At 67.3% G+C, this 22,508-nt stretch carries 25 protein-coding genes; 16 read left to right on the top strand and 9 right to left on the bottom strand.

What is annotated here, in order from left to right; translation table 11 throughout:
- Window positions 1-57: 57 nt before the first annotated feature.
- The 6 genes from NMI01S_RS20910 to NMI01S_RS20885 all read left to right on the top strand — a co-directional run bounded on the left by NMI01S_RS20910 (window position 58) and on the right by NMI01S_RS20885 (window position 5,964).
- A complete protein-coding gene (locus tag NMI01S_RS20910; RefSeq protein WP_062999598.1) occupies window positions 58-936 on the top strand; it encodes an SDR family NAD(P)-dependent oxidoreductase in 879 nt (292 codons plus the stop codon).
- A gap of 177 nt (window positions 937-1,113) precedes the next feature.
- Window positions 1,114-2,319, top strand: a complete 1,206-nt coding sequence (locus tag NMI01S_RS20905; RefSeq protein WP_062999959.1) for a cytochrome P450 — start codon at window positions 1,114-1,116, stop codon at window positions 2,317-2,319.
- 1 nt (window position 2,320) lies between these two features.
- On the top strand, window positions 2,321-3,175 hold the full coding sequence (locus tag NMI01S_RS20900; RefSeq protein ID WP_062999596.1) for an SDR family oxidoreductase: 855 nt from the start codon (window positions 2,321-2,323) through the stop codon (window positions 3,173-3,175).
- The gene (locus NMI01S_RS20895; RefSeq protein ID WP_062999594.1) at window positions 3,175-3,372 is read left to right on the top strand and encodes a ferredoxin; all 198 of its coding nucleotides are present in this window, start codon (window positions 3,175-3,177) and stop codon (window positions 3,370-3,372) included. Before NMI01S_RS20900 ends, NMI01S_RS20895 begins: the two co-directional genes overlap by 1 nt.
- On the top strand, window positions 3,372-4,448 hold the full coding sequence (locus tag NMI01S_RS20890; RefSeq protein ID WP_062999593.1) for an NAD(P)H-dependent amine dehydrogenase family protein: 1,077 nt from the start codon (window positions 3,372-3,374) through the stop codon (window positions 4,446-4,448). Before NMI01S_RS20895 ends, NMI01S_RS20890 begins: the two co-directional genes overlap by 1 nt.
- 289 nt (window positions 4,449-4,737) lie before the next feature.
- Entirely contained in the window at window positions 4,738-5,964 is a 1,227-nt protein-coding gene (locus NMI01S_RS20885) for a cytochrome P450 (protein WP_062999591.1), read from the top strand.
- Window positions 5,965-6,090: 126 nt separating this feature from the next.
- On the opposite strand, the gene NMI01S_RS20880 is transcribed toward NMI01S_RS20885, so the two are convergent.
- Entirely contained in the window at window positions 6,091-6,687 is a 597-nt protein-coding gene (locus tag NMI01S_RS20880; protein WP_062999589.1) for a TetR/AcrR family transcriptional regulator, read from the bottom strand.
- 127 nt (window positions 6,688-6,814) lie between these two features.
- On the opposite strand from NMI01S_RS20880, the gene NMI01S_RS20875 reads away from it, so the two are divergent.
- Entirely contained in the window at window positions 6,815-7,690 is an 876-nt protein-coding gene (locus NMI01S_RS20875) for an NmrA/HSCARG family protein (protein WP_062999587.1), read from the top strand.
- 100 nt (window positions 7,691-7,790) lie between these two features.
- On the opposite strand, the gene ppnP is transcribed toward NMI01S_RS20875, so the two are convergent.
- The 6 genes from ppnP to NMI01S_RS35370 all read right to left on the bottom strand — a co-directional run bounded on the left by ppnP (window position 7,791) and on the right by NMI01S_RS35370 (window position 10,815).
- On the bottom strand, window positions 7,791-8,102 hold the full coding sequence (gene ppnP / locus NMI01S_RS20870; protein ID WP_062999585.1) for a pyrimidine/purine nucleoside phosphorylase: 312 nt from the start codon (window positions 8,100-8,102) through the stop codon (window positions 7,791-7,793).
- Window positions 8,103-8,205: 103 nt separating this feature from the next.
- Window positions 8,206-8,826, bottom strand: coding sequence for an MBL fold metallo-hydrolase (locus NMI01S_RS20865; protein ID WP_245716949.1), 621 nt, complete (start codon window positions 8,824-8,826; stop codon window positions 8,206-8,208).
- Window positions 8,823-9,905 (bottom strand): S-(hydroxymethyl)mycothiol dehydrogenase, encoded by a 1,083-nt coding sequence (locus tag NMI01S_RS20860; protein ID WP_062999581.1) that lies wholly within the window; start codon window positions 9,903-9,905, stop codon window positions 8,823-8,825. The genes NMI01S_RS20865 and NMI01S_RS20860 overlap by 4 nt, the downstream gene beginning before the upstream one ends.
- A 292-nt stretch (window positions 9,906-10,197) precedes the next feature.
- Window positions 10,198-10,482 carry a hypothetical protein gene (locus NMI01S_RS20855; RefSeq protein WP_062999579.1) on the bottom strand — a complete coding sequence of 95 codons (285 nt, stop codon included), beginning with the start codon at window positions 10,480-10,482 and terminating at the stop codon, window positions 10,198-10,200.
- A complete protein-coding gene (locus NMI01S_RS20850; RefSeq protein ID WP_157121733.1) occupies window positions 10,463-10,642 on the bottom strand; it encodes a hypothetical protein in 180 nt (59 codons plus the stop codon). The genes NMI01S_RS20855 and NMI01S_RS20850 overlap by 20 nt, the downstream gene beginning before the upstream one ends.
- Before the next feature lie 5 nt (window positions 10,643-10,647).
- A complete protein-coding gene (locus NMI01S_RS35370) occupies window positions 10,648-10,815 on the bottom strand; it encodes a hypothetical protein (RefSeq protein WP_167331926.1) in 168 nt (55 codons plus the stop codon).
- A gap of 195 nt (window positions 10,816-11,010) precedes the next feature.
- On the opposite strand from NMI01S_RS35370, the gene NMI01S_RS20845 reads away from it, so the two are divergent.
- A complete protein-coding gene (locus NMI01S_RS20845) occupies window positions 11,011-11,889 on the top strand; it encodes a helix-turn-helix domain-containing protein (RefSeq protein ID WP_062999575.1) in 879 nt (292 codons plus the stop codon).
- Entirely contained in the window at window positions 11,886-12,089 is a 204-nt protein-coding gene (locus NMI01S_RS20840) for a DUF397 domain-containing protein (protein ID WP_062999573.1), read from the top strand. The genes NMI01S_RS20845 and NMI01S_RS20840 overlap by 4 nt, the downstream gene beginning before the upstream one ends.
- A 73-nt stretch (window positions 12,090-12,162) precedes the next feature.
- On the opposite strand, the gene NMI01S_RS20835 is transcribed toward NMI01S_RS20840, so the two are convergent.
- Window positions 12,163-13,359 (bottom strand): alpha/beta fold hydrolase, encoded by a 1,197-nt coding sequence (locus NMI01S_RS20835; protein WP_062999571.1) that lies wholly within the window; start codon window positions 13,357-13,359, stop codon window positions 12,163-12,165.
- Between the two features lie 198 nt (window positions 13,360-13,557).
- Here NMI01S_RS20835 and NMI01S_RS20830 point away from each other — a divergent pair, with 198 nt between their 5' ends.
- The 3 genes from NMI01S_RS20830 (at window position 13,558) to NMI01S_RS20820 (ending at window position 18,455) form a co-directional block, all read left to right on the top strand.
- Entirely contained in the window at window positions 13,558-14,445 is an 888-nt protein-coding gene (locus NMI01S_RS20830) for an aldo/keto reductase (RefSeq protein WP_062999569.1), read from the top strand.
- A gap of 205 nt (window positions 14,446-14,650) precedes the next feature.
- The gene (car, locus tag NMI01S_RS20825; protein ID WP_062999567.1) at window positions 14,651-18,127 is read left to right on the top strand and encodes a carboxylic acid reductase; all 3,477 of its coding nucleotides are present in this window, start codon (window positions 14,651-14,653) and stop codon (window positions 18,125-18,127) included.
- A 133-nt stretch (window positions 18,128-18,260) separates the two neighbouring features.
- Window positions 18,261-18,455, top strand: coding sequence for a hypothetical protein (locus NMI01S_RS20820; RefSeq protein ID WP_039784217.1), 195 nt, complete (start codon window positions 18,261-18,263; stop codon window positions 18,453-18,455).
- 157 nt (window positions 18,456-18,612) lie between these two features.
- Here NMI01S_RS20820 and NMI01S_RS20810 read toward each other — a convergent pair whose 3' ends face one another.
- Entirely contained in the window at window positions 18,613-19,365 is a 753-nt protein-coding gene (locus NMI01S_RS20810; protein WP_245716948.1) for an SDR family oxidoreductase, read from the bottom strand.
- Between the two features lie 51 nt (window positions 19,366-19,416).
- Between NMI01S_RS20810 and NMI01S_RS20805 the strand changes: the two genes are divergently transcribed.
- The 4 genes from NMI01S_RS20805 to NMI01S_RS20790 all read left to right on the top strand — a co-directional run bounded on the left by NMI01S_RS20805 (window position 19,417) and on the right by NMI01S_RS20790 (window position 22,477).
- Window positions 19,417-19,737, top strand: a complete 321-nt coding sequence (locus NMI01S_RS20805; protein ID WP_062999563.1) for a winged helix-turn-helix transcriptional regulator — start codon at window positions 19,417-19,419, stop codon at window positions 19,735-19,737.
- Between the two features lie 142 nt (window positions 19,738-19,879).
- Window positions 19,880-20,341 (top strand): hypothetical protein, encoded by a 462-nt coding sequence (locus tag NMI01S_RS20800; protein WP_062999561.1) that lies wholly within the window; start codon window positions 19,880-19,882, stop codon window positions 20,339-20,341.
- Between the two features lie 127 nt (window positions 20,342-20,468).
- Window positions 20,469-21,371 carry a metal-dependent hydrolase gene (locus NMI01S_RS20795; RefSeq protein ID WP_062999560.1) on the top strand — a complete coding sequence of 301 codons (903 nt, stop codon included), beginning with the start codon at window positions 20,469-20,471 and terminating at the stop codon, window positions 21,369-21,371.
- Window positions 21,368-22,477: a PDR/VanB family oxidoreductase gene (locus tag NMI01S_RS20790; protein ID WP_062999558.1), complete on the top strand. Its 1,110-nt coding sequence runs from the start codon at window positions 21,368-21,370 to the stop codon at window positions 22,475-22,477. Before NMI01S_RS20795 ends, NMI01S_RS20790 begins: the two co-directional genes overlap by 4 nt.
- The last annotated feature ends 31 nt before the right edge of the window (window positions 22,478-22,508 follow it).

The following is a 22,508-nucleotide window of genomic DNA, read 5'->3' as shown; positions in this document are numbered from 1 at the left end:
CTGTGAATACAAGAACGTGTTGCAGAGTGATCGAATCGTGAGAGGCGGGTACCGGCGATGACCGGAGATGCGGCGGTGGCCGGCAAGGCGGCGATCGTGGTGGGCGGCGGCAGCGGTATCGGCCGGGCCGTCGCCGTCGAACTGGCGCGCCAGGGGGCGGGCGTGGTGGTCAATTCGAGGACCGAGGCGGCGGTGGACGCGGTGGTGGACGAGATTCGCGCGGCCGGTGGTCGCGCGGTCGCGGTCGCGGGCTCGGCCGCGGACGAAGCGATCGCGGACGCGCTGGTGAACCGGTGCGTGGAAAGTTTCGGGGCCGTCGATGTTCTCGTCAATTGTGCCGGGATCGCCGAACCCGCGCACTCCTCGATTCTCGATATCTCGACCGCGGACTGGTGCGCCCAGCTGGATTCACACCTGACCACGGTGTTCACCACCTGCCGCGCGGTGGCGCCGCTGATGGTGGCGCGCGGCGCGGGTTCGATCGTCAACACCGGCTCGTTCGCCTACCTGGGCGACTACGGCGGCACCGGCTATCCCGCCGGGAAAGGCGCGGTCGCGAGCCTGACGCTGGCCCTGGCCGCGGAACTGAAAGAGCACGGCATCCGGGTGAACGCGATCTGTCCCGGGGCCAGGACGCGCCTGTCCACCGGCCCGGAATACGAGGAGAAGATCGCGGAGTTGCGCGAGCGCGGCCTGCTCGACGAGTTCACCGCGCAGTCGTCACTGGACGCGCCGCCGCCGGATTACGCCGCCGCGCTCTATGTCTATCTCGCCTCCGACCTCGCCACCGCGACGGGCCAGATATTCGTTGCCGCAGGCGGTTTCGTCGGTCGCTTCGCGCGACCGAAGCTCGAGTCCATCGGCTATCGCGACCATCCCGACACACCGCCGTGGTCGGTGGCCGAGTTGCAGCCGCTCCTCGGCGACGGGGCGTGAGGGGGATGGCGGCGCCCGCCTGTCCGGCGACCGTGCCCACTCTTGCGAGACCGCTCGCCCATTGTCCGGATTCCGGTCCGGTGGTAGCGTCCAGACACATGTCCAGTCCTGTGTCTCGGTTGGCGGTGTGCGGATGAGGCTCGATGTGAACGCGTTATATTTCGAGAGGTGGGTGTGATGACTGTGGCATCTGCGCAACCGGTCGTATTCGATCCCTACGACTACCGATTCCACGAGGATCCGTATCCGGTCTATCGGCGGCTGCGGGCGGAGGCGCCGCTGTACTACAACCCGGACCTGGACTTCTGGGCCCTGTCGCGCCACGCCGACGTGACCGCCGCGTTCCGCGACGCCGCCCGCCTGTCCAGCGCCAACGGCGTCTCCCTGGATCCGGCCGCGTGGGGCCCGCACGCGCACAAGACGATGTCGTTCCTCGCCATGGACGATCCGCGTCATCTGCGCATGCGCCAGCTGGTCAACAAGGGCTTCACCCCGCGCCGGATCGCCGGCATGGGCGACCGGATCCGGGAACTGACGCTGCAACATCTCGAACCGGCGCTCGAGCGTGGCAGTTTCGACTGGATCGAGGATTTCGCGGGCAAACTGCCCATGGACGTCATCTCCGACATGATGGGCGTGCCGGAACCCGATCGCGCGGAGATCCGCCGGATGGCCGATCTGGTGGTGCACCGCGAGGAGGGCGTACTCGACGTGCCGGAGGCGGCCATCGAGGCCTCGCTCAATCTGGTCGTCTACTACTCCGACATGGTCGCCCAGCGTCGTCGCAGCCGCACCGAGGACCTCACCTCGGCGCTGCTCGACGCGGAGATCGACGGCGACAAACTCACCGACGACGAGATCATCGGCTTCATGTTCCTGATGGTCGTGGCCGGTAACGAGACCACCACCAAACTGCTCGGCAACGCGCTGTACTGGGCCGGCCGCAATCCCGACCAGTTCGCCAAGGTGGTCGCCGACGGCGATCTGGTGCCGGACTGGGTGGAGGAGACGCTGCGCTACGACAATTCGAGTCAGATGGTGGCGCGCTCCGCGGTCGTCGATGTGCCGTTCGAACACGGGGTGATCCCCGCCGGTTCGAAGGTGGTGCTGCTCATCGGCTCCGCCAATCGCGACGACGCGGTCTTCACCGACGGAGATCGCTACGACATCGAACGCACCGACAAGAGCGCGCTGGCCAGTTTCGGCGGCGGCGTGCACTTCTGCCTGGGCGCGCATCTGGCCCGCTTGGAAACCGTGGTCGCGTTGCGCGAGTTCGCCTCCCGCGTCCGGGAGTACTCGGTCGACGAGTCCGCCATGGAGCGGGTGCATTCGACCAATGTCCGGGGGTTCGCGAAACTCCCTGTCACCGTGGAGGTTTCGTAATATGCCGCGTTTCGATCCGCATCCGGATGTGCGACCGGTTCTGATCGCGGGGGCGTCGTCGGGAATAGGCGCCGCGACCGCGATCATGCTGGCCGAGGCCGGATTCCCGGTGGCGCTCGGTGCGCGCCGGGTGGAGACTTGCCGCGAGCTCGCCGACAAGATCACCGCCAACGGCGGCACGGCCTTCGCGGGCTCACTCGACGTCACCGACGACGCGTCGGTCGACGCCTTCGTCACCGCCGCCGAGGAGTCGCTCGGCCCCATCGAGGTCGCGGTATCCGGTGCCGGGGACATCGAATTCGGCCTGGCCTACGAGATGGACCCGCAGACCTTCCTGAAACAGGTCGACGTCCATCTGGTGGGCGCGCAACGGCTGGCCCACCGCATCCTGCCCGGCATGATCTCCCGGCGTCGCGGCGATTTCGTCTTCATCGGCTCCGACTGCGCCGACCAGGTCCGCCCCCGTAACGGCGCCTACAACGCCGCCAAGACCGGACTCGAAGCGATGGCCCGGCAGCTTCGGATGGAGTTGGAGGGCACCGGTGTTCGCGCCTCGATCGTGAGGCCGGGCGCGACCCAGACCGGCATGGGGATGAACGCCGCGCCCGACCAGGTCGGACCGCTGCTCGACGACTGGGTGAAGTGGGGCTTCGCCCGCCACCCCTTCTTCCTGCGGGCCTCCGACCTCGCCGCCGCGATCGCCGCGGTCGTGAACACGCCGCGCGGTGCGCATCTGGTGCTGGTCGAGGTGCAGCCGGAGGCCCCGCTGCGCGAGCCGGCGCAGGCAGATGAGGAGGCACATCGGCGGGCCGATGAGGAGGGACATCGGCGGGCCGATGAGGAGGGACAGAGCTGATGCGTATCGAAGTGGATCTGGACCTGTGTCAGGGCCACGCGATGTGCCAGGCCGAGGCGCCGGACTACTTCGACGTGCCCAAACACGGCAAGGTCGAAATCGTGCGCGCGGAGGTGGACGAGGCCGATCGCGCCGACGTGGAGAACGCGGTGCGCTACTGCCCGACCCAGGCCCTGTCGATCGTGCGGGATCAGTGATGGGCGCGATCAGGGTGATCCAGTGGGCGACCGGCGGTGTCGGGCGGGCGGCGATCGAGGGCGTTCTCGATCACCCCGAACTCGAACTCGCCGGTGCCTGGGTGCACAGCCCCGACAAGGACGGCGTCGACCTCGGCACCCTCGTGGGCCGCGACCCGGTGGGCGTCACCGCCACCACCGATGCCGAGGCCCTGCTCGCCCTCGACGCCGACTGCGTGGTCTACAGCCCGGTCTTCGCCGACACCGCGGTCCTGCGCGCGATCCTGCGCTCGGGCAAGAACGTGGTGACTCCGCTGGGCTGGTTCTATCCCCGGCAGCGTGACCGCGAGAAATTCGACGCGGTCTGTGCCGAGGGCGCGGTCACATTGCACGGCACCGGAATTCACCCGGGCGGTCTCACCGAACGTTTGCCTCTGGTGGTCTCGGCGCTGTCGGGTTCGGTGACCGGGATCCGTGCCGAGGAGTTTTCCGATATCCGCACCTACGGCGCCCCGGATGTGGTGCGGCACTGGATGATGTTCGGCGCCGATCCGGACAAGGCCGGTCAGAGCACGGTCGCGGCTATGCTGGCCGGCGGCTACAGCCAGTCGGTGTGGATGCTCGCCGACGAACTGGGATTCGATCTGGATCCCGATATCCGCACCACCCACGACATCGCGGTCGCCACCGCGCCGATCGATTCGCCGATCGGCATCATCGAGCCCGGACAGGTTGCGGCCCAGCACTTTCGGTGGGAGGGCACGGTCGACGGCGAACCGGTGATCACGGCGGCGGTCAACTGGTTCATGGGGGAGCGGGACTTCGACCCGGCGTGGAGCTTCGGGCCGAACGGGCAGCGGTTCGAGGTGGAGGTGCGCGGCGACCCCGGCTGTGTCCTGACCCTGTCCGGGCTGCACGCCCACGATCCGGCCGAGGGGGCCCGGCGCAATCCCTCGATCGTCGCCACGGCGCTGAACTGTGTGAATGCGATCCCCGATGTCGTCGCGGCCGCTCCGGGTCTGCGGACCTATCTCGATCTGCCGCTGCCGGCGGGGCGGGCCGCGCCGCATCTGCATCGCGACCGGAGAACGAGGTGAGCGGATGAACGAAACCCGCCGTTGAATTCCCGTGTGCTACTCGGGCTTTCATCGACCGAACAGTGCGATACAGACGAATAGTGTTGGGCGATGTGCGTCCGGACGATCGGGAAATCCCTTCGATCGGACTTTGTTTCGTATGCTCGAAATAGTTTTGTCATAACTTCTGTTCTTCCGGAATGCGCGCGTCCGCAGCCCTTTTCCGCTGCAGTGCAACGTGTTCTAATCAAGGAAGAACACGTTTCGAAAAAATCCATGATTCGCAGTGCAGCGGACACGAGGAGGAACTGTGGCTGCTCCGTCGATACCGGCCGGATTCGATTTCACCGACCCGGGACTGTGGGCCGCGAGAAGTCCGGTCGCCGAATTCGCGGAATTGCGGCGTACCGCGCCGGTCTGGTGGAACGCCCAGAGCGAGGAGCAGGCCTACCCGTTCGAGGACGGCGGCTACTGGGTGGTGAGCCGCCACGAGGACATCAAGGAGATCTCCCGCCGCTCGGACGTCTTCTCCTCGGAGAAGAAGGGCTCCATCATCCGGTTGCCCGGTTTCGCGACGCCGGAGCAGTTGTCGGTCACCAGTGCGCTGCTGGTGAATATGGATCCGCCCAAGCACACCAAGATCCGCCGCATCATCTCGAAGGGTTTCACGCCGCGCGCGGTGGAGAGCCTGCGCGCGGCGTTGACCGAGCGGGCCGAGCGAATCGTGCGCGCGGCCAAGGAATCCGGCGGCGGCGACTTCGTCGAGCAGGTGGCCTGCGAGTTGCCGCTCCAGGCCATCGCCGAACTGCTCGGCGTCCCGCAGGACGATCGGCACAAGCTTTTCGACTGGTCGAATCAGATGCTCAACTACGACGACCCCGAATACGGGGATTCGGTGGTCGCCTCCGCCGAAATCCTCGGCTACGCCTGGAATATGGCGGAGGCGCGGCGGGCGGAACCGGTGGACGATATCGTCAGCCGATTGGTGAGCGCGGATATCGACGGTGAGGCGCTGGGATCGGACGAATTCGGATTCTTCGTCATTCTGCTCGCCGTCGCCGGAAACGAAACCACCCGCAATGCGATCACCCACGGGATGAAGGCGTTCGTCGACAATCCGGACCAGTGGGAGCTGTACCGGCAGGAGCGCCCACGCACCGCGGTCGACGAAATCGTGCGCTGGGCGACTCCGGTCACCGCGTTCCAGCGCACCGCGACCGAGGATGTGGAACTCGGCGGGCAGCTGATCAAGGCCGGCGATCGGGTCGGATTGTTCTACAGCTCGGCCAATTTCGACGAGGCGGCCTTCGACGAGCCCTTCGACTTCGACGTGCTGCGCGACCCCAACCCGCATCTCGCCTTCGGCGGCACCGGCGCGCACTTCTGCGTCGGCGCCAACCTCGCCCGCCTGGAAATCGACCTGATGTTCAACGCCATCGCCGACGTCATGCCCGACCTGCACCAGGTCGCCGACCCGCAGCGCCTGCGCTCGGGCTGGATCAACGGCATCAAGCACTGGCAGGTCGGATACTCCTAGACCCGGGGAAAAGGGCTGGGGGACAACCGAGGGCCGCACGATCATTCGTGCGGCCCTCGGTCGTGTGCACGACATGCACTGTGGCCCGGCGTTGTTCCCGGCGCGGTGGGTCGGGGCCGGTGGCCGTCACGCCGGTGCTCGGTGGTCGGGTACGCGAAGACCGTCGAGCACGACGGCGATCAGAGGGTTCGGTGCGTTGCGCGCCCGGGCGCGGCGTTCGACCGTCGCCGCGCCGATGACCAGGTCGAGCACGTCGGCGACATCGACCTCGGAGCGTACGGCCCCTGTCTCTTTCGCCCGGGAGAGCAGGGTGTCGAACGACCGGATGAACTCTTGCCGGAGCCGGTCGGGGATCGCTACGGCCGTGTCACCGTCGTCCAGCGCTTCGCACAGGGCCTGGTTGAGGGCGACCTCACCGACGAGGTGGGTGAAGTAGCCGAAGAACGCGTCCTCCGGCGCGGTATCGGCGCCCGTGAGCACGCGTGCCCGTTCGGTGAACTCCTCCACCCGGCCGACGACGACCGCTTCGAACAATGCGGAACGGGTCGGGAAATGCCGGTACACGGTGCCGACGCCGACGCCCGCTCGGCGTGCGATCTCGTCGAACGACGCCGACGAGCCGTCGACCGAGAGCATCTCCCGGGCGACGGCCAGCACCTGGTCTCGGTTGCGTCGCGCGTCCGCGCGCAGTGGCTTGGCACCCTGCTCGGCGTCGTTGCTCATCGCTCGATCGTAGCGGCGACCATTGCGAAACGGAGAAGGCTCTCCGTATAGTGGCTCAAACGGAGATCATTCTCCGTTTACTGCGGCTTGTCGGCGCGGTATTCGAAGATCCGCCTACGGAGGGCATATGGAGCAGGTTGTTTTCGTCACCGGCGCGACCGGACAGCAGGGCGGGGCGGTCGCGGATCGTCTGCTCGCCGACGGATGGCGGGTCCGGGTGCTGACTCGCCGCCCGGACAGCGACAGGGCCCGGAACTTGGCGCAAGCGGGCGCGCAGGTGGTCGCGGGCTCGCTGGAGGACCCCGCGACGATCGACCGCTGCGTCGACGGCGCCTACGGCGTGTACAGCGTGCATCCCGGGCCGCTGGCACCGGAGCAGGACGAGGTGAAGGCAGGCAAGGCCGTCACCGACGCCGCGGTGAAATATGGTGTGGCACATCTGGTTTACAGCTCGGGCCTCGGCGCCGACCGCGGCGGCCAGCCGGCCAAATGGGAGATCGAGCAGTACATCGCCGCGTCGGGTGTCTCGGCGACGGTGCTGCGGCCGAGCTCCTTCATGGAGAACCTGATCACGCAGTCCGACACGGTCGGGATCCGCGACGGCGCACTGCGCACCGCCGCCGCCGCGCACGTGCGTCAGCAATTCATCGCACTCGACGATATCGGCGCGTTCGCCGCACTCGCGTTGCGGAATCCGGACGACTATCGCGGCCGGACACTGGAACTGGTCGGCGACGTGCTGACCCCACCCGAGGTGGCCGTGCAGGTCAGCGCCGCTGTCGGGCGAACGGTCCCCTATATCCAACGTCCGATCGAGGAGCTGCGTCGCATCAACGAACGATTCGCTCGCGGGTACGAATTGCTCAACAGCGGTGACGGCAGCATCCCCGACGTGGACATCGATGAACTACGGACGTTGCACCCGGGATTGACGACCTTCCGGGACTGGCTCGATGTCAAGGGCGCGACGCTGATCCGGTCCCTGCTCGACACCCGGCCATGATCATCGCCGATGAAGGACGGTCTTGCTGTCCGGTGTCATGATCCTGACCCTACTGCCGTGAGGGCCGGTAAAGGCTTGCGCGGCAGGTTCTTACGGCTGCTCAGCCGAAGTGGCAGACGTAGTGCAGGGTTTCCCGCACGTCGATGTCGAACGAGCTGTCGCCGGGCACGGAGAACGATTCGCCGCCGCGGTAGGTCGTGGGCTCGGTTTCGCCGGGCAGAGTCACGGCGCATTCACCCTCGACCAGCTCCATGATTTCCGGGGCGCCGGTGGTGAAGGTCAATGCCGCCGGCAGGATCACGCCGACCGACTTCCTGGTGCCGTCGGGCAGCGTGATGTCGTGGCTCACGCATTTGCCGTCGAAGTACACATTGGCCTTCGTGGCCACACTGACGTTCTCGAACTGCGACATGATCTCTTTCCCGGAGGTGATGTGGAGTAGTCAGCCTACTGACGCCACCTCCGGGCACCGCGCGGCGGGATCGAGATGCGGTCGATGGTTACCGCGCGGGTCGTCAGTGTCCGCGCTTGATCCACTCCGGCAGGTGAGGTGCTTCGGCGCCGATGGTGGTGGAGTCGCCGTGGCCGGTCAGGACGGTGGTGTCCGCGGGCAGATGCAGCAGGCGGGTGCGGATGGATTCGATGATCGTCGGGAAGCTCGAGAACGAGCGGCCGGTGGCGCCGGGACCGCCCTGGAACAGAGTGTCGCCGGTGAAGACCGTCTTCTCCGAGGCCAGGTACAGGCTCACCGCGCCGGGGGAGTGGCCCGGTGTGTGCAGGACCTCGATCTCGCTGCCCGCCACCGGGATTCGCTCCCGATCGTGCAGCGGTTCGTAGCGGGTATCGGGGTAGAGCGCGCTCCACAGCACCTCGTCGGCCGGATGCAGCCGGATCGGCGCCCGCAGCGCCGCGGCCAGTTCGGTGGCCACGTTGATGTGGTCGTTGTGGGCGTGGGTGCAGACGATCGCGCGCACCGTGCGATCGCCGACGGCCGCGATGATCGGCTCGGCCTGGTGGGCGGCGTCGATGACAACGGCCTCGCGGTCGTCACCGACGACCCAGACGTTGTTGTCGACATCCCAACTGCCGCCGTCCAATTCGAACTTTCCGGAGGTGACTACGCGGTCGATCCTCACAGCGTCACCACCGATCGCAGGACGTCGCCGTGGTGCATGGTGGTGAAGGCCTGTTCGACCTGATCGAGAGCGACGCGCTCGCTGACGAACCGCTCCAGCGGCAACCGTCCCTGGCGGTAGAGGTCGAGCAGCATCGGGAAGTCGCGTTCCGGCAGGCAGTCGCCGTACCAGGAGGACTTCAGCGAGCCGCCGTGCGAGAAGAAGTCGATGAGCGGCATCTCCAGCTTCATATCCGGCGTCGGCACGCCGACCAGCACCACCGTGCCGGCCAGATCGCGCGCGTAGAAGGCCTGCTTCCAGGTTTCCGGCCGCCCGACCGCGTCGATCACCACGTCGGCGCCGAAACCGCCGGTCAATTCCTGCACCCGCTCGACCACGTCGTCACCGGCCTCGAGGGCGTGGGTGGCGCCGAGTTCCTCGGCCCACTCCAGCTTTCGCGGATCGCGGTCGATCGCGATGATGGTGGTGGCGCCCGCCAGCCGCGCTCCCGCGATGGCCGCGTCACCGACGCCGCCGCAGCCGATGACCGCGACCGAATCGCCGTAGCTCACGCCGCCGGTGTTGATGGCCGCGCCCAGGCCGGCCATCACACCGCAGCCGAGCAGTCCGGCGACGGCGGGATCGGTCTCGGGGTCGATGACGGTGCACTGCCCCTCGTGGACCAGGGTCTTGTCGGCGAAGGCGCCGATGCCGAGGGCCGGGGTCAGTTCCGTGCCGTCGGCCAGCGTCATGGGCTTACTGGCGTTGTGGGTGTCGAAGCAGTACCACGGCTTGCCGCGTTTGCAGGCGCGGCACTGGCCGCACACCGCACGCCAGTTCAAGACCACGTGATCGCCGGGCTGAACGTGGGTGACGGCATCGCCGACGGTCTCCACCACGCCGGCCGCCTCATGGCCGAGCAGGAAGGGGAATTCGTCGTTGATACCGCCCTCGCGGTAGGTCAGATCGGTATGGCACACCCCGCAAGCCCGCACCCGCACCACCACGTCGTGCGGACCCGGATCGGGAATGACGATATCGACGATCTCGACCGGGGCGCCCACACTGCGGGCGATGACGCCGCGAACCTTCTGGGACATGGAATCTCCTTTACGCGTCGAGGGTGCCGGTTCACCTACGGGTCAGTGTATGCCCGCACCGGCCGCCTCGGACATGTGTCCAGACGATAGTTCGGTTTCACCGGTCGTATCGCCCGCGTGCTGGTGGAAACCATTTTCATCTCCACCGTCGGGTGGCCGCGGACCGTCGGGCGCATGGCGGGCGCGAACGTTTCGCCGGCGCGAGGGAGTCTCGGTGCGGCCGTTGCCGTGCCGGTCCCCGGTAGCGGGCGGAGTTACCGGCGTCGTTGCCGGGGCCTGCGGCGGGCACGCGTCAGGAGGCGAACCGGCGGCGGAACTCCTCGCTCACCGCGCACCACAGTGCGTGGTAGTGCGGCAGCAGGGAATGTGCTTGCGCCAAACTCGGCGTGTCGATGAACACCACGCCGTGGCACGAATACCGCACCACCCGGAAATTCTCGAAGCATGCGGTGGCGAGGCTTGTTTCGTAATCGGTGAGGTGCGTGATCTCCACTTGCTCGCCGTCGCCGACCCGCCACCACGCGGAGGATGCTCCGACCTTCGTCCGGAAGTGGCCGCTATTCGCGGTATCGGTCACGGTATTTCGCCTCTCCGGCGCGGTTTTCGCGCGCGATCCGGTCGATGATCGCGCGCACGGAATCGCGCGATTCGGGTTTGGAGATCTGCTCGGGCCAGAACACCGCGAGCACGATCACAGCGAGCGGAATACTGATCAGCAGAACGAATTCCCAGAACATCGGCCTCACTCCCTACCTGAATCCGGTACCAGGTGTTTCGCTTCGATAAGCCGCTGCTTCGCCTGCTGTTTCACCGGGCACACGCACAAAGCGCAGTCGATGTGCAATTGCATGATGATGTGCGCGTACGAGACGGTCATGATCGGCATTCGATCGTGGTTGAGCAGTCCCATGGTGGATACTTTCCCTGCGATGTGAAAGTGATTGTCGGCGTTGAGGTTGCATCGACTCGGCCGCGAGTTGTAGTCGAATGGCGGGGAATTCGGGCTGACGTTGCCATCCCGATTGTTCGAACCTGTCCGGTAGCAACCTGTCCAGTGGGGACCTGTCCAGAAAACCGGGACACAATCGATAGGGGAGCTGACGACATGGGGTCAGGGAGCACGCTCGCGCAGCGAGCATTGGGGCGCGAACTGCGACGGCTGCGAAACCTGAAGGGAATCGGGCAATCTCAGGCGGCGCGCATCGCGGAGACATCGCATCAGACGATCGGCCGCATCGAAGAGGGGCAGACGACGAGGATCACGCAACTGCAAGTGAACGCACTGTGCGACAACTACGGCGCGACCGACGAGGAGCGGAGGATCTGCCTGGATCTGGTGAAGGAAATTCGCGCGTCGCGGGAGGGGAAGGTGACGGCCAGTTGGTGGAGGGCGTATGCGGACCAGATTTCGACCGGGTTCAACCACTACCTGGCGTTGGAGGACGCGGCAGACCGGCTCACGATCTGGAAAACGACGATTGTTCCGGGGTTGCTGCAAACACCGGACTATCGCCGCGCTCTGGCATGGGCTGAACACCCAGATCTGCCTGGTGAGCAGTTGGAACGTCGGATCGAGTGGCAGACACATCGCCAGGAGCGACTGAACGATCCGAGTCTGCAAGTCACGGCCCTGCTGCACGAGGCTGTTCTGGCTGATCAAGTGGGAGGCGAAGCGGTGATTCGTGAACAGCTGAAGTTCTTCGTATCGCTGTCCGAGCGATCGAACATCAGCATCCGCGTTGTTCCGTTCACGGCATCGAGTGCTCTCGGTTCCTACGTCGGTTCATTTACATGGCTGGAGTTTCCAGACCTGATATCCGGATTGGCTCAGCCTCCGATCGTGTACGTCGAGGGTTGGGCCGGCGACCTCTATCTCGAACGGGAGGCTGAGCTGCAGCGATATATGCCAGCGCTCCGGGAGATTCGTCGTGTAGCGTTGTCCGAAGGTGATTCTGTAGCACTGATCAAGGAGCGCATGCAGTGAGCAACGACCTGTCCGGGGCGAATTGGTTCAAGTCCAGCTTCTCGGGATCGACCAAGGACTGTGTCGAGGTGGCGTTCCTCGATGACGCTGTGGGCGTTCGTGATTCGAAGAACCCCACCGGCCCGGCCCTCATCTTCGCACCCGCCGAATGGGCCGCCTTCACCACCAGTGTCCAGCGCGGCCGGTTCGATCGGGCGTAGCTGCTCCGCTCACCACGGTTCGAGAACCCCCGAAGCCCGTATCTCCCTTGGGCTTCGGGGGTTCTCGGTGTTCTCAGCGGAGATGCCGGTCGGCGAGGGCCCGAGCGGCGGCATCGGGCACGTGTGTCGCACACGCGGTGATGAGAGCCCGGATCCCGCGAACGGTTTCGGTGGTGAGCGCCGCATGGCGTACCACGTCGAGTTCGTTGGCGATGGTGAGAAGTGCGAAGTCCGCGAGATCGGTGCCGTCTACGGCGACCACCTCGCCGGTGAAGCGGTCGGTGATCGGAAGCGGGGTGGTGCCGAGGTGGGGATAGGTCTCGGCACGGTCGCACGCGCCGTAGCGGTAGACCAGAGTTTCCGCGCCGTGACCGATTGCCGCGCGCAGGCGTGATCGCCGGTCGGGTGGCAGCAGCGAGTGTGGGAAGCCGTCCGTGCCGTAGGTGGCGTGGGTGAGTGCGGCCAGCCGAACCCGGTGACCTCCGCCGAGGTCCGCGACCAGCTGCCGGACCCGCTCGAGGTGATCGAGGAGATCCCCACCGGGATGCTCCACCCCGGCCGCGCCGAGTTCGCGCAGCAGCGCCAGCGCCGGCCACGGTGTCGTGAGATCCGCGATCGTCCGCGCCAACGCCTCCGGCTCGTCACGGGCGACCAGATGGCCGGCGCCCGGTATTCGGGTCACCGTGGCGTGCGGAGCCAGCTGGAGCAACCCGTCCGCCTCGACGTCGGTGAGCGGCGAGTCCCGACCGGCACGGATCAGAAGGATGGGGATATCCAGTTGTGCGGTGATCTGTCGCAGGTCCGGGACGTGGGCCAAGACATCGTCGATGAAGTCCGGGTAGACATTCGACAGGCCACCGGCATCGAGAAAGCGCCGCACCCGGCCCGCATCGAGATTGGGCACCACATCCACCAGAACCAGCCCCGTGACCTTCGCTCGGGTGCGCGGATCACCCAGTGCCGCAACGGCGGCGAGCCCACCCAGTGAGGCGCCGACGAGCACGCATCCGGGTTCCGCGTCGACTATCGCGGCAATATCGCCCCCGCACTCGTCCAGCCTCCTGAGTGACCCACCGCTGTCGCCGTGGCCGCGCTGATCGAAAGCGACACACCGCATTCCGTCTTCGACAAGTCGCTCCACGACGGGATCCCACACCTGCCGCCGCTCGCCCCCGGCGTGCAGCAAGACCACCGTCGGCCCATCGCCGACCTCGTCCCCGTACAGGTCTACGTCGGGACGCGCAATATGCCGCGCTCGCACCACATCCATGGTCTACCCCCGTGCGATAGTCAGGCCGTTCACGATAGTGCCACGCTCTGATTCCCGCCGATCCCGCGTCCGGCTGAACTTTTCGTGCAAACCTCGCCGCCGATGACAAATCGCCACATTTCGCCGAGGTTTGCACGATGAGTTCACCCCCGCACCGGCCCACACGTTTACCTGCCACATCGGGGGTAGGACCTGGACATGACGACTACACCGATGCTGACCCTGAACAATGGCGTCCGGATGCCCGCGATCGGGCTGGGGGTTTTCCAGACGCCCCCCGACGAGACGGCCGCGGCGGTCGATGCGGCGCTGGCGACCGGGTATCGGCATATCGACACCGCGGCGGCCTACGGGAACGAACGCGAGGTGGGGGAGGCGATCCGGGGCTCGGGCGTGGACCGTTCCGAGGTCTTCATCGAGACCAAGATCTGGATCAGCGACTTCGGTTACGACGCGACGTTGCACGCGTTCGACAAGAGTGCCGGCAAACTCGGTGTCGACCGGATCGACCTGCTGATCCTGCATCAGGCGCTGCCCTCGCGATTCGATCTCACCGTCGACGCCTACCGTGCGCTGGAGCAGTTGCTCGCCGATGGTCGCGTCCGTGCGATCGGGGTCAGCAACTTCATGCGCGAGCACCTCGAGAATCTGCTGAAGCGGACCTCCGTGGTCCCGGCGGTGAATCAGATCGAGGTGCATCCGTATTTCCGCCAGCCCGACGTCCTCGCCGCCGACGACGAGTACGGAATTCTCACCCAGGCCTGGTCGCCGATCGGTGGCATCACCTTCTACCGCGACAGCGGACACACCAGTACCCTCGACGACCCCGTCATCACCGCGATAGCCGAGGCGCACGCGAAGACGCCGGCCCAGGTGATGCTGCGCTGGGGCCTGCAACAGGGCCGCTCGGTCATCCCCAAATCGACACGGCCGCAACGCATCGCCGAGAACTTCGACGTCTTCGACTTCGACCTCACCGGTGCCGAACTCGCGGCGATCGACGCCCTCGACACCGGGCAGCGCGGCGGCCCCGAACCCGCCGACGTCACCCTGGAAACCTTCGGCATCGACATCCCGGAACCCTGAAGGTCGAGGACATCTTCGCGACCCGAGTGCACGCCAGCTGAGGTCATCCGCATGTGAGTAGGCATTTCCGTCACGGGGTAGCGAATTGTTGCCTCGAAGGCTTGACGAACGGGTACTTAGCGGAGATAAGTTAACCGTGATGCGCGCTACAGTGGCGCTTGGGCGACGACTCGTCCGCCGGTTGACGACCCAGGGAGACCTACCTATGCCCGATGACGTGCAGAAGGCCGAGCGTAAACGGCGGCTCGCGGCGGCGATGGCCGACGACGAGGTGCGCGCGGCCTGGCCGGATGCGGACGTCAGCGCCGCACTCGCGCGTCCCGGGCTGCGGCTGGCCGAACTGATCGACACGGTCGTGACCGCGTACGCCGACCGTCCGGCCGTCGGGCAGCGGGCCGGTGAGATCGTCGTCGATGCCGAAGGGCGCCGGGTGCGGCGGCTGCTGCCGCGCTTCGAGACGCTGAGCTATCGGCAGCTGTGGTCGCGCGCCGGTGCTCTGGCGAGTGCCTGGCAGGCGGCGGGGGTGCGGGCCGGGGATTTCGTGTGCACCGTCGGATTCGTCAGCAGCGATTACGTCACCGTCGACCTCGCGGGGGTGCGGCTCGGCGCGGTCGCGGTGCCGCTGCAGGCCACTGCCGCTGTGGCCCAATGGCATTCGATCATCGCGGAGACCGAGGCGCGGGTGCTGGCCTGCAGTGCCGAACTGCTCGACGCCGCCGTCGAGGCCGCGCTGACGAGTGCGACGATCGGGCAGCTGGTCGTCTTCGACAGCGCCGACGACGATGCCGAACGCGAGGCCGTCGCGGCGGCTCGCACCCGGCTGGCCGAATCCGGTCGCGATATCACGATCGACTCGCTGCACGACCTCGTCGAGCGCGGTCTCGCCTTACCGGCCGTACCACTCGCGAGCGCCCCCGGCGACGACCCGTTGTCGCTGCTCGTCTACACCTCCGGCAGCACCGGAACACCCAAGGGCGCCATGTACACCGACCGCCTGGCCGCCGCCATGTGGCTGTACACCGCGAAGGCGCCGGTACCCGCGATCACACTCAACTACTTGCCGCTCAGCCATGTGGCCGGGCGTCTGCAACTGGGCGGCACGCTCGCCCGCGGCGGCACCGCCTACTTCACCGCACGCAGCGATATGTCGACGCTGTTCGAGGATCTGGAGCTGAGCCGGCCCACCGAACTGGTCTTCGTGCCGCGCGTCTGCGAGATGCTGCTGCAGCACCACCAGGGTGAGGTGGAGGCCCGCATCGCGGCCGGCGGTGAGCGCGCCGTCGTCGAGGACGAGGTGAAAACCGAACTGCGCGAACGACTTCTCGGGGGCCGCTTCCTCGGCGCGATGTGTGCCAGCGCGCCGCTGGCGCCGGAGATGCGCGCCTTCATGGAATCCGTCCTGGGCATCGGCCTGCACGACGGATACGGTTCCACCGAGGCCGGCGGCAGCGTCATCGTCGACAACAAGGTCCGGCGCCCACCGGTGCTGGACTACAAGCTGGTCGACGTGCCCGAACTCGGCTACTTCGGCACCGACCAGCCACATCCGCGTGGGGAACTGCTGCTCAAGACCACCACCATGTTTCCGGGATACTTCAAACGCCCCGAGATCACCGCGGAGATGTTCGACGAGGACGGCTTCTACCGCACCGGCGACGTGGTCGCCGAACTCGGCCCCGACCATCTGGTCTACGTCGATCGCCGCAACAACGTGCTCAAGCTGTCGCAGGGCGAATTCGTCACCATCGCGAAGCTGGAATCGGTGTTCTCCACCAGTGCGCTGATCCGCCAGATCTTCGTCTACGGCAGCAGCGAACGCGCCTATCTGCTCGCGGTGATCGTGCCGTCCGAGGAGGCGCTGACGCTCCCCGATCCCCGTGCGGCACTGGCCGAATCGCTGCAGGAGCTGGCGAAGGAGGCCGGGCTCGACAGTTACGAGATTCCGCGCGACTTCCTGCTCGAGACCGAACCGTTCACCCAGGACGACGGCCTGCTGTCGGGAATCGGAAAGTTGTTGCGGCCCAAGCTGAAGCAGCGGTACGGCAAGCGCCTGGAGCAGCTCTACGCCGAACTGTCGCAGGAACAGGCCGACGAGCTGGCCGCACTGCGCCACGGCGCCGCGGACCGTCCCGTGCTGGAGACGGTCGGCCGGGCCGCGCGGGCCCTGCTGGGCTGTGCGAGCACCGATATCCGGCCGGAAGCGCATTTCACCGACCTCGGCGGCGATTCGCTGTCGGCGCTGTCGCTGTCGAATCTGCTGACCGACCTGTTCGGCGTGCAGGTGCCGGTGGGCACCATCGTCCATCCGGCGAATACGTTGCGGCGCTTGGCCGAATACATCGACGGCGAACGGAACGAGGGCGGCCGCCGCCCCACGCTCGCCTCCGTGCACGGACCCGGCACCCGCGTGCGGGCCGCGGATCTGACCCTCGACGCGTTCATCGACCACGAAACCCTCACCGCCGCACAGTCTCTGCCGCCCGCGTCGACCCCGCCGCGCACGGTTCTGCTGACCGGGGCCAACGGCTACCTCGGCCGGTTCCTGTGCCTGGAATGGCTGGACCGGCTCGACACCTGCGACGGCACGCTGATCTGTGTGATCCGCGGCCGTGACGCCGAAGCCGCGCGGGCGCGTCTGGACGAGGTGTTCGACAGCGGGGATCCTGTTCTGCTGCAACGGTATCGGGAGCTCGCGCAGCGGCGGCTGACCGTCCTGCCGGGCGATATCGCGGAACCGAATTTCGGACTGGACGAGGACCGGTGGCGTGAACTCGCCGAAACCGTCGACCTGGTGGTGCACCCGGCGGCGCTGGTCAATCACGTCCTGCCCTACGACCAGCTGTTCGGGCCGAACGTGGTCGGTACGGCCGAGGTCGTGCGCCTGGCCATCACCGCGCGCCGCAAACCGGTGACCTATCTGTCCACCGTCGCGGTGGCCGCCCAGGTCGACCACTTCACCGAGGACGGCGATATTCGCGAGGTCAGCCCCGAGCGGGTCATCGACGGCGGCTACGCCAACGGGTACGGCAACAGCAAGTGGGCGGGTGAGGTGCTGCTGCGCGAGGCGCACGACCTGTGCGGACTGCCGGTCGCGGTCTTCCGGTCCGATATGATCCTCGCGCACAGCGACTTCGCGGGGCAGTTCAATCTGCCCGATATGTTCACGCGGCTGCTGCTCAGCGTGCTCGCCACCGGTCTCGCGCCGGAATCGTTCTACCGCCCCGCCCCCGGCGGGGGCCGCGCTCGCGCCCACTACGACGGCCTGCCCGCGGACTTCACCGCCGCCGCGATCACCGCGCTCGGTCCCGGCGCCGACAGTGGATTCGAGACCTTCGATGTGCTCAACCCGCACGACGACGGCATCGGCCTGGACACCTTCGTCGACTGGCTGGTCGACGACGGTCACCGCATCACGCGCATCGCCGACTACGCCGACTGGCTGGCGCGGTTCGAGACCGCACTGCGCGCCCTGCCCGAACGGCAGCGGCGGCATTCGGTGCTGCCGCTGCTGCACGCCTTCCGCCGCCCCGCCCCGGCTGTTGCGGGATCGGCGCTGCCGGCCGAGCGGTTCCGGGCCGCGGTGCGCGCGACGCGGACCGGTCCAGACGGCGGCATACCGCATCTGAGCCGAGAATTGATCGGCAAATACGTTCGGGATCTGACCGCCGCCGGTCTGCTGTGAAGATTGCCGAAACCGGACACGGCCGGGGCGTGCCGGGCGTACCGTTTTGCCCCACAGCGTTGGTCGGCGTAGGCGCCGAGGGTGACTGCGTCGCCCCGAGCGCTCGCCGAGTGCGACAAGGAGGTCGATTCCGGTGCACCGACTCGAGAAGTCCGCTCTGTGGCGCTGTGTGCTGGACGGATTGTCCGCCCTGGGTGCGGGATTCGGCGCGATGGTTCCGGTCTTCCTGAACGAATGCCACGTGGACGACTACCGCGACGCCGAAGCGGCCGAGGCCGAATGGGATTGGTCGATCCCGTACCGGTGGTTCGACCACGCCAACGGATGAGCGTGCCGCCCCGGCGCCGGTCGATGTGGGCCGATCGTGGCCGGGCCGTCGCCGCGCGGCGACAGCTGGTCGGCTCGGCCGTCCGTGAACGGTGGTCGCTTCGCCGCGAGGGGGCGGAGCGGGGCCGTGGCGGTTCGCCCGACTCCGCATCCGACGATCAGGCAGTCGGATCGGCCGCGGTGGCCAGGTAGTCGGCCCCGCCGACGTGGACCGTGTGGCCGGGCTCGGTCTCGGCGGTGGTGGCGTCGGCGATCGCGGTGGCGAATTCGTCGATCGTCGGCAGCGCGCCGTGCGCGGTCCGCGCCGCCACCGCGTCCGGATCGCGGCGTTCGAGGAGGCGCACGATGATGGTGCCCTCGATCATGTCGCCCGACACGACCGTGAAACCGATACCCCGCGAATCGAATTCGCCGATCATGGCGCGCAGCGCGTCCTCACCCGCCCGCTTGCTCAGCGCGATGGGCTCGTAGTCCGGCGGGGTGGGTTTGCGGCCGTGGAAGTGCGCCTGGTGACTGGTGACGAACACGATGCGTGAACCCGGGGCCAGCAGCGGCAGAGCCAGCCGGACCAGCCGTACCTGGGCGTCGCGGTTGATCGCCATGGCGTAATCGGGCGCCGCGCCGTGTTCCAGCCCGCCGGAGGCGTTGAGGATCAGGACGTCCAGCCGCCCCAACCGGGTGCGGATCTCCTCGATCATGGCCGCGGCCGCCTCGGGATCGGACAGATCGGCGCCCACCGGTGTCGCCACGCCGCCGTCGGCCGCGATCGCGTCGGCGAGATCACTTGCCCGCCTGCGCTTCTCGCGATAGTTCAGGACGACGTGATCGCCGCGCCCCGCGAGTATCCGGGCGGTCTGCGCCCCGATACCGCGGGAGGCGCCGGTGATCAACACGATGCGTTGTGAATCCACCCGGTACTCCCAGTCGTCGCTTCTATTTTAGAATCACTATGGTGGTTCGAAATGAGAAGTGCAAGAGAGCGCGAGGGCGGCCCGCAGGCGGCGATGGAACTGCTGGGGCAGCGCTGGATGCTGCGCATCGTCTGGGAACTGACGCCGGGACCGCTCGGTTTCCTCGAGCTGCGCCGACGCATGGACAACTGCTCCTCGAGCATGCTCTCGGTGCGTCTGCAGACCCTGTGCGGCGCCGGTGTGATCGTCAAACGCGCCGACAAGGCCTACGAATTGACCACGGCCGGAAGCGAACTCGTGCGCGCACTGGAACCGCTGTGGGTGTGGGCGGCGGGTAATCTCTCCGCCGGCGCGGTGGTGGGGGAGCAGTAGCCGCTCTCCGGTCCTGGTGACGAGGATGCGGATTGCGCATGTGCGCCGGTGTTGTGAGCGCCCGCCCGCCGAATCGATCCACTAGGTTTGTGAGACACGCCCACGGGCGGCGGGTGGAGTTCGACGAGATCTGGGGACTGACATGAACGGTGACACGATTCGGCGCGGTGGCCGCCCGCTGTTTGGCGCGGCCGCGGCTGCCGCCCTGCTGATACTGGCCGGCTGCGGCTCGTCCGACTCCGGGAACGCCCGCCCGGCCGACCCGGTCGCACCGAAGGCGACCACCACCAGCACGGTCCCGGAAGTGATCGACTGTTCCTTCAGCAAGCCGGCGGTTCGGCCGGAGAACATGATCCTCGCCTGCGCCGATCTGGGTGCCCAGGTGGAACAGATCGTGTGGCAGAGCTGGGGCCCGGATCAGGCGCAGGGCGACGGGATCGAACGGGACAACACGTGCGAGCCCAACTGTGCCGCCGGCAAGTACGTCACCAAAAAGGTGCATCTCACGCTGACCGGCGTCGCGCGGCCGGGCAATGTCTTCACCAAGGTGACCACCGTGGATGCCGACGGCCACACCTACACCTGGCCGAGAACTCCGCGCTGATCCGCTCCGGCGGCCAGAATTATGTGGTACTCAGGGTGTCGCTTACCGTCCGATAATTGCTACGCTGCTGTAGCAACGGTGCCGGTGCGGCCGGAACCGATGGCCGAGATGACGACCAGGAGTACCGATGAAGTTACTTCCCATGCGCAACCGTGGCGTGGGCGATCCCGGTGAGGTGGCACTGCACGCGCGCAACGTGCAGTTCGACTGGCGAGCCACCCCGCTGCACTGGCTGGCCGCCGAACCCATCGCCTCGCACGTGTTCAACTCGCTCAACCTGCTGCTGCCCGAGGGCGAGCGGATGTTCATCCAGACCTTCTCCGAGGCGCTGCCGCTGATCAAGGACGAGACGTTGCGGGAACAGGTCATCGGCTTCATGGGGCAGGAGGCCATGCACGCCGAAACCCACAACGATTCGCTGCAACAGGTGTTCCGCGCCCACGGCGTCGACGTCGACAGCTACGCGCGGCAGATGGAATACATCTTCCGCAAGGCGCTGGGGCCGCGGGACGGGCAATCGCCGCGCGAGGAGTTCCAGACCCTGGTCGAACGGCTGGGCTTCATCGCCACCCTCGAACACTTCTTCGCCTTCCTCGGCGACTGGATCATCAACGCCGATCTGGAGCGGTTCGACGCCGCGCCCAACATGCTCGACCTGTATCGCTGGCACGGCGCCGAGGAGGTCGAACACCGCTTCGTCGCCCACGATGTCGCCACCTACTTCGAGGTCGGCTACGTGCGCCGCTGTGCGCTGATGGCGATCACCTTCCCGATCTTCGTGGCGCTGCTGCTGCGCGGCACCAAGTACCTGGTGCACCAGGACACCGAGTTGCCGAACATGGGGTATCCGCGCATCGTGGGCAAGGCGCTCGGGGCGATGTGGCGGGGCGCGCTGCCCGGAATTCCCTCGCTGCTGTGGTCGGCGCTGTCGGTGGCCAAGCCCGGGTACACCCCGGCCTCGGTCGGATCGACCGCGCAGGCCGTGGCGTATCTGGCGAAATCGCCTGCGGCACGGGCACTCGCGTCGTGACGACCCGCAGACCCGTGCCCACCGACCTGCCGCCCGACCTCTACGGCGGGCGCGGTTCGGACCGGCCGATCCGCATCATCGGCGCGGTCGCCGAGGCACGGATGCGGTGGGCGTCGCTGATCCACCGGCGTCCGGTGACCGGCGCCGTCGACAGTGGTCGCTTGCGTGTGCGGGTGGTCGAGCGGCGGATCGAGGCCCACGACGCCGACGTGGTGAGCCTGGTGCTGCGCGCCACCGACGGCAGCGCGCTGCCGACCTGGCGACCGGGCGCCCATCTGGACCTGGAACTGCCCTCGGGCCGGTTGCGGCAGTACTCGCTGTGCGGTGACCCCGCCGATCGGTATCGCTATCGGGTCGCGGTGCGCCGGATACCCGGCGGGCTCGGTGGATCGGTCGAGGTGCACGACGAACTCGGGGTCGGCGCCGAACTCACGATCCGCGGGCCTCGCAACGCCTTCCCGTTCGTCCTGCCCGGTCACGGATCCTCCGCTGCCCGTGTGCATTTCGTCGCGGGCGGCATCGGGATCACGCCGATCCTGCCGATGGTGCGGATGGCGCACCGGCTGGGCGTGGACTGGACCATGGTCTACACCGGCCGCAGCCGCGACACCATCGCGTTCCTCGCCGAAATCGAATCCTTCGGCAGCCGGGTGACGGTGCGCACCGACGACGACGGCGGTCTGCCGGCGGCGGCGGATCTCCTGCCCGGCGTCGGCGTCGACACCTCGGTCTATTGCTGCGGACCGGTCCCGATGACCGCCGCGATCGCCGCGGCGGTGCGCGAAATGCCCGGCGTGGAACTGTATTCCGAGCGCTTCTCCGCCGCACCGGTGGTCGACGGAAAGCCGTTGCGTGTCGAACTCGCCCGCACCGGTGAGGTACTCGACATCCCCGCCGACCGCACGGTGCTCGACGAAGTGCTGCGCGTGCGGCCCGATATCGCCTACTCCTGCCGGCAGGGTTTCTGCCGCACCTGCAAGGTGCGGGTGCTCGACGGGCAGCCCGATCATCGCGACACCGTTCTCACCCCCGCCGAGCGCGCCGAGGGCGAACTGCTCATCTGCGTCTCACGGTGTGCGGGTGAACGTCTGGTGCTCGACCTCTGACATCCACTCGCCCCCCTTCGAGGAGATTCTC

The sequence above is a fragment of the Nocardia mikamii NBRC 108933 genome (genome assembly GCF_001613505.1).
GTDB lineage: Bacteria > Actinomycetota > Actinomycetes > Mycobacteriales > Mycobacteriaceae > Nocardia > Nocardia mikamii.
This window is presented reverse-complemented; position numbering and strand designations above follow the sequence as displayed.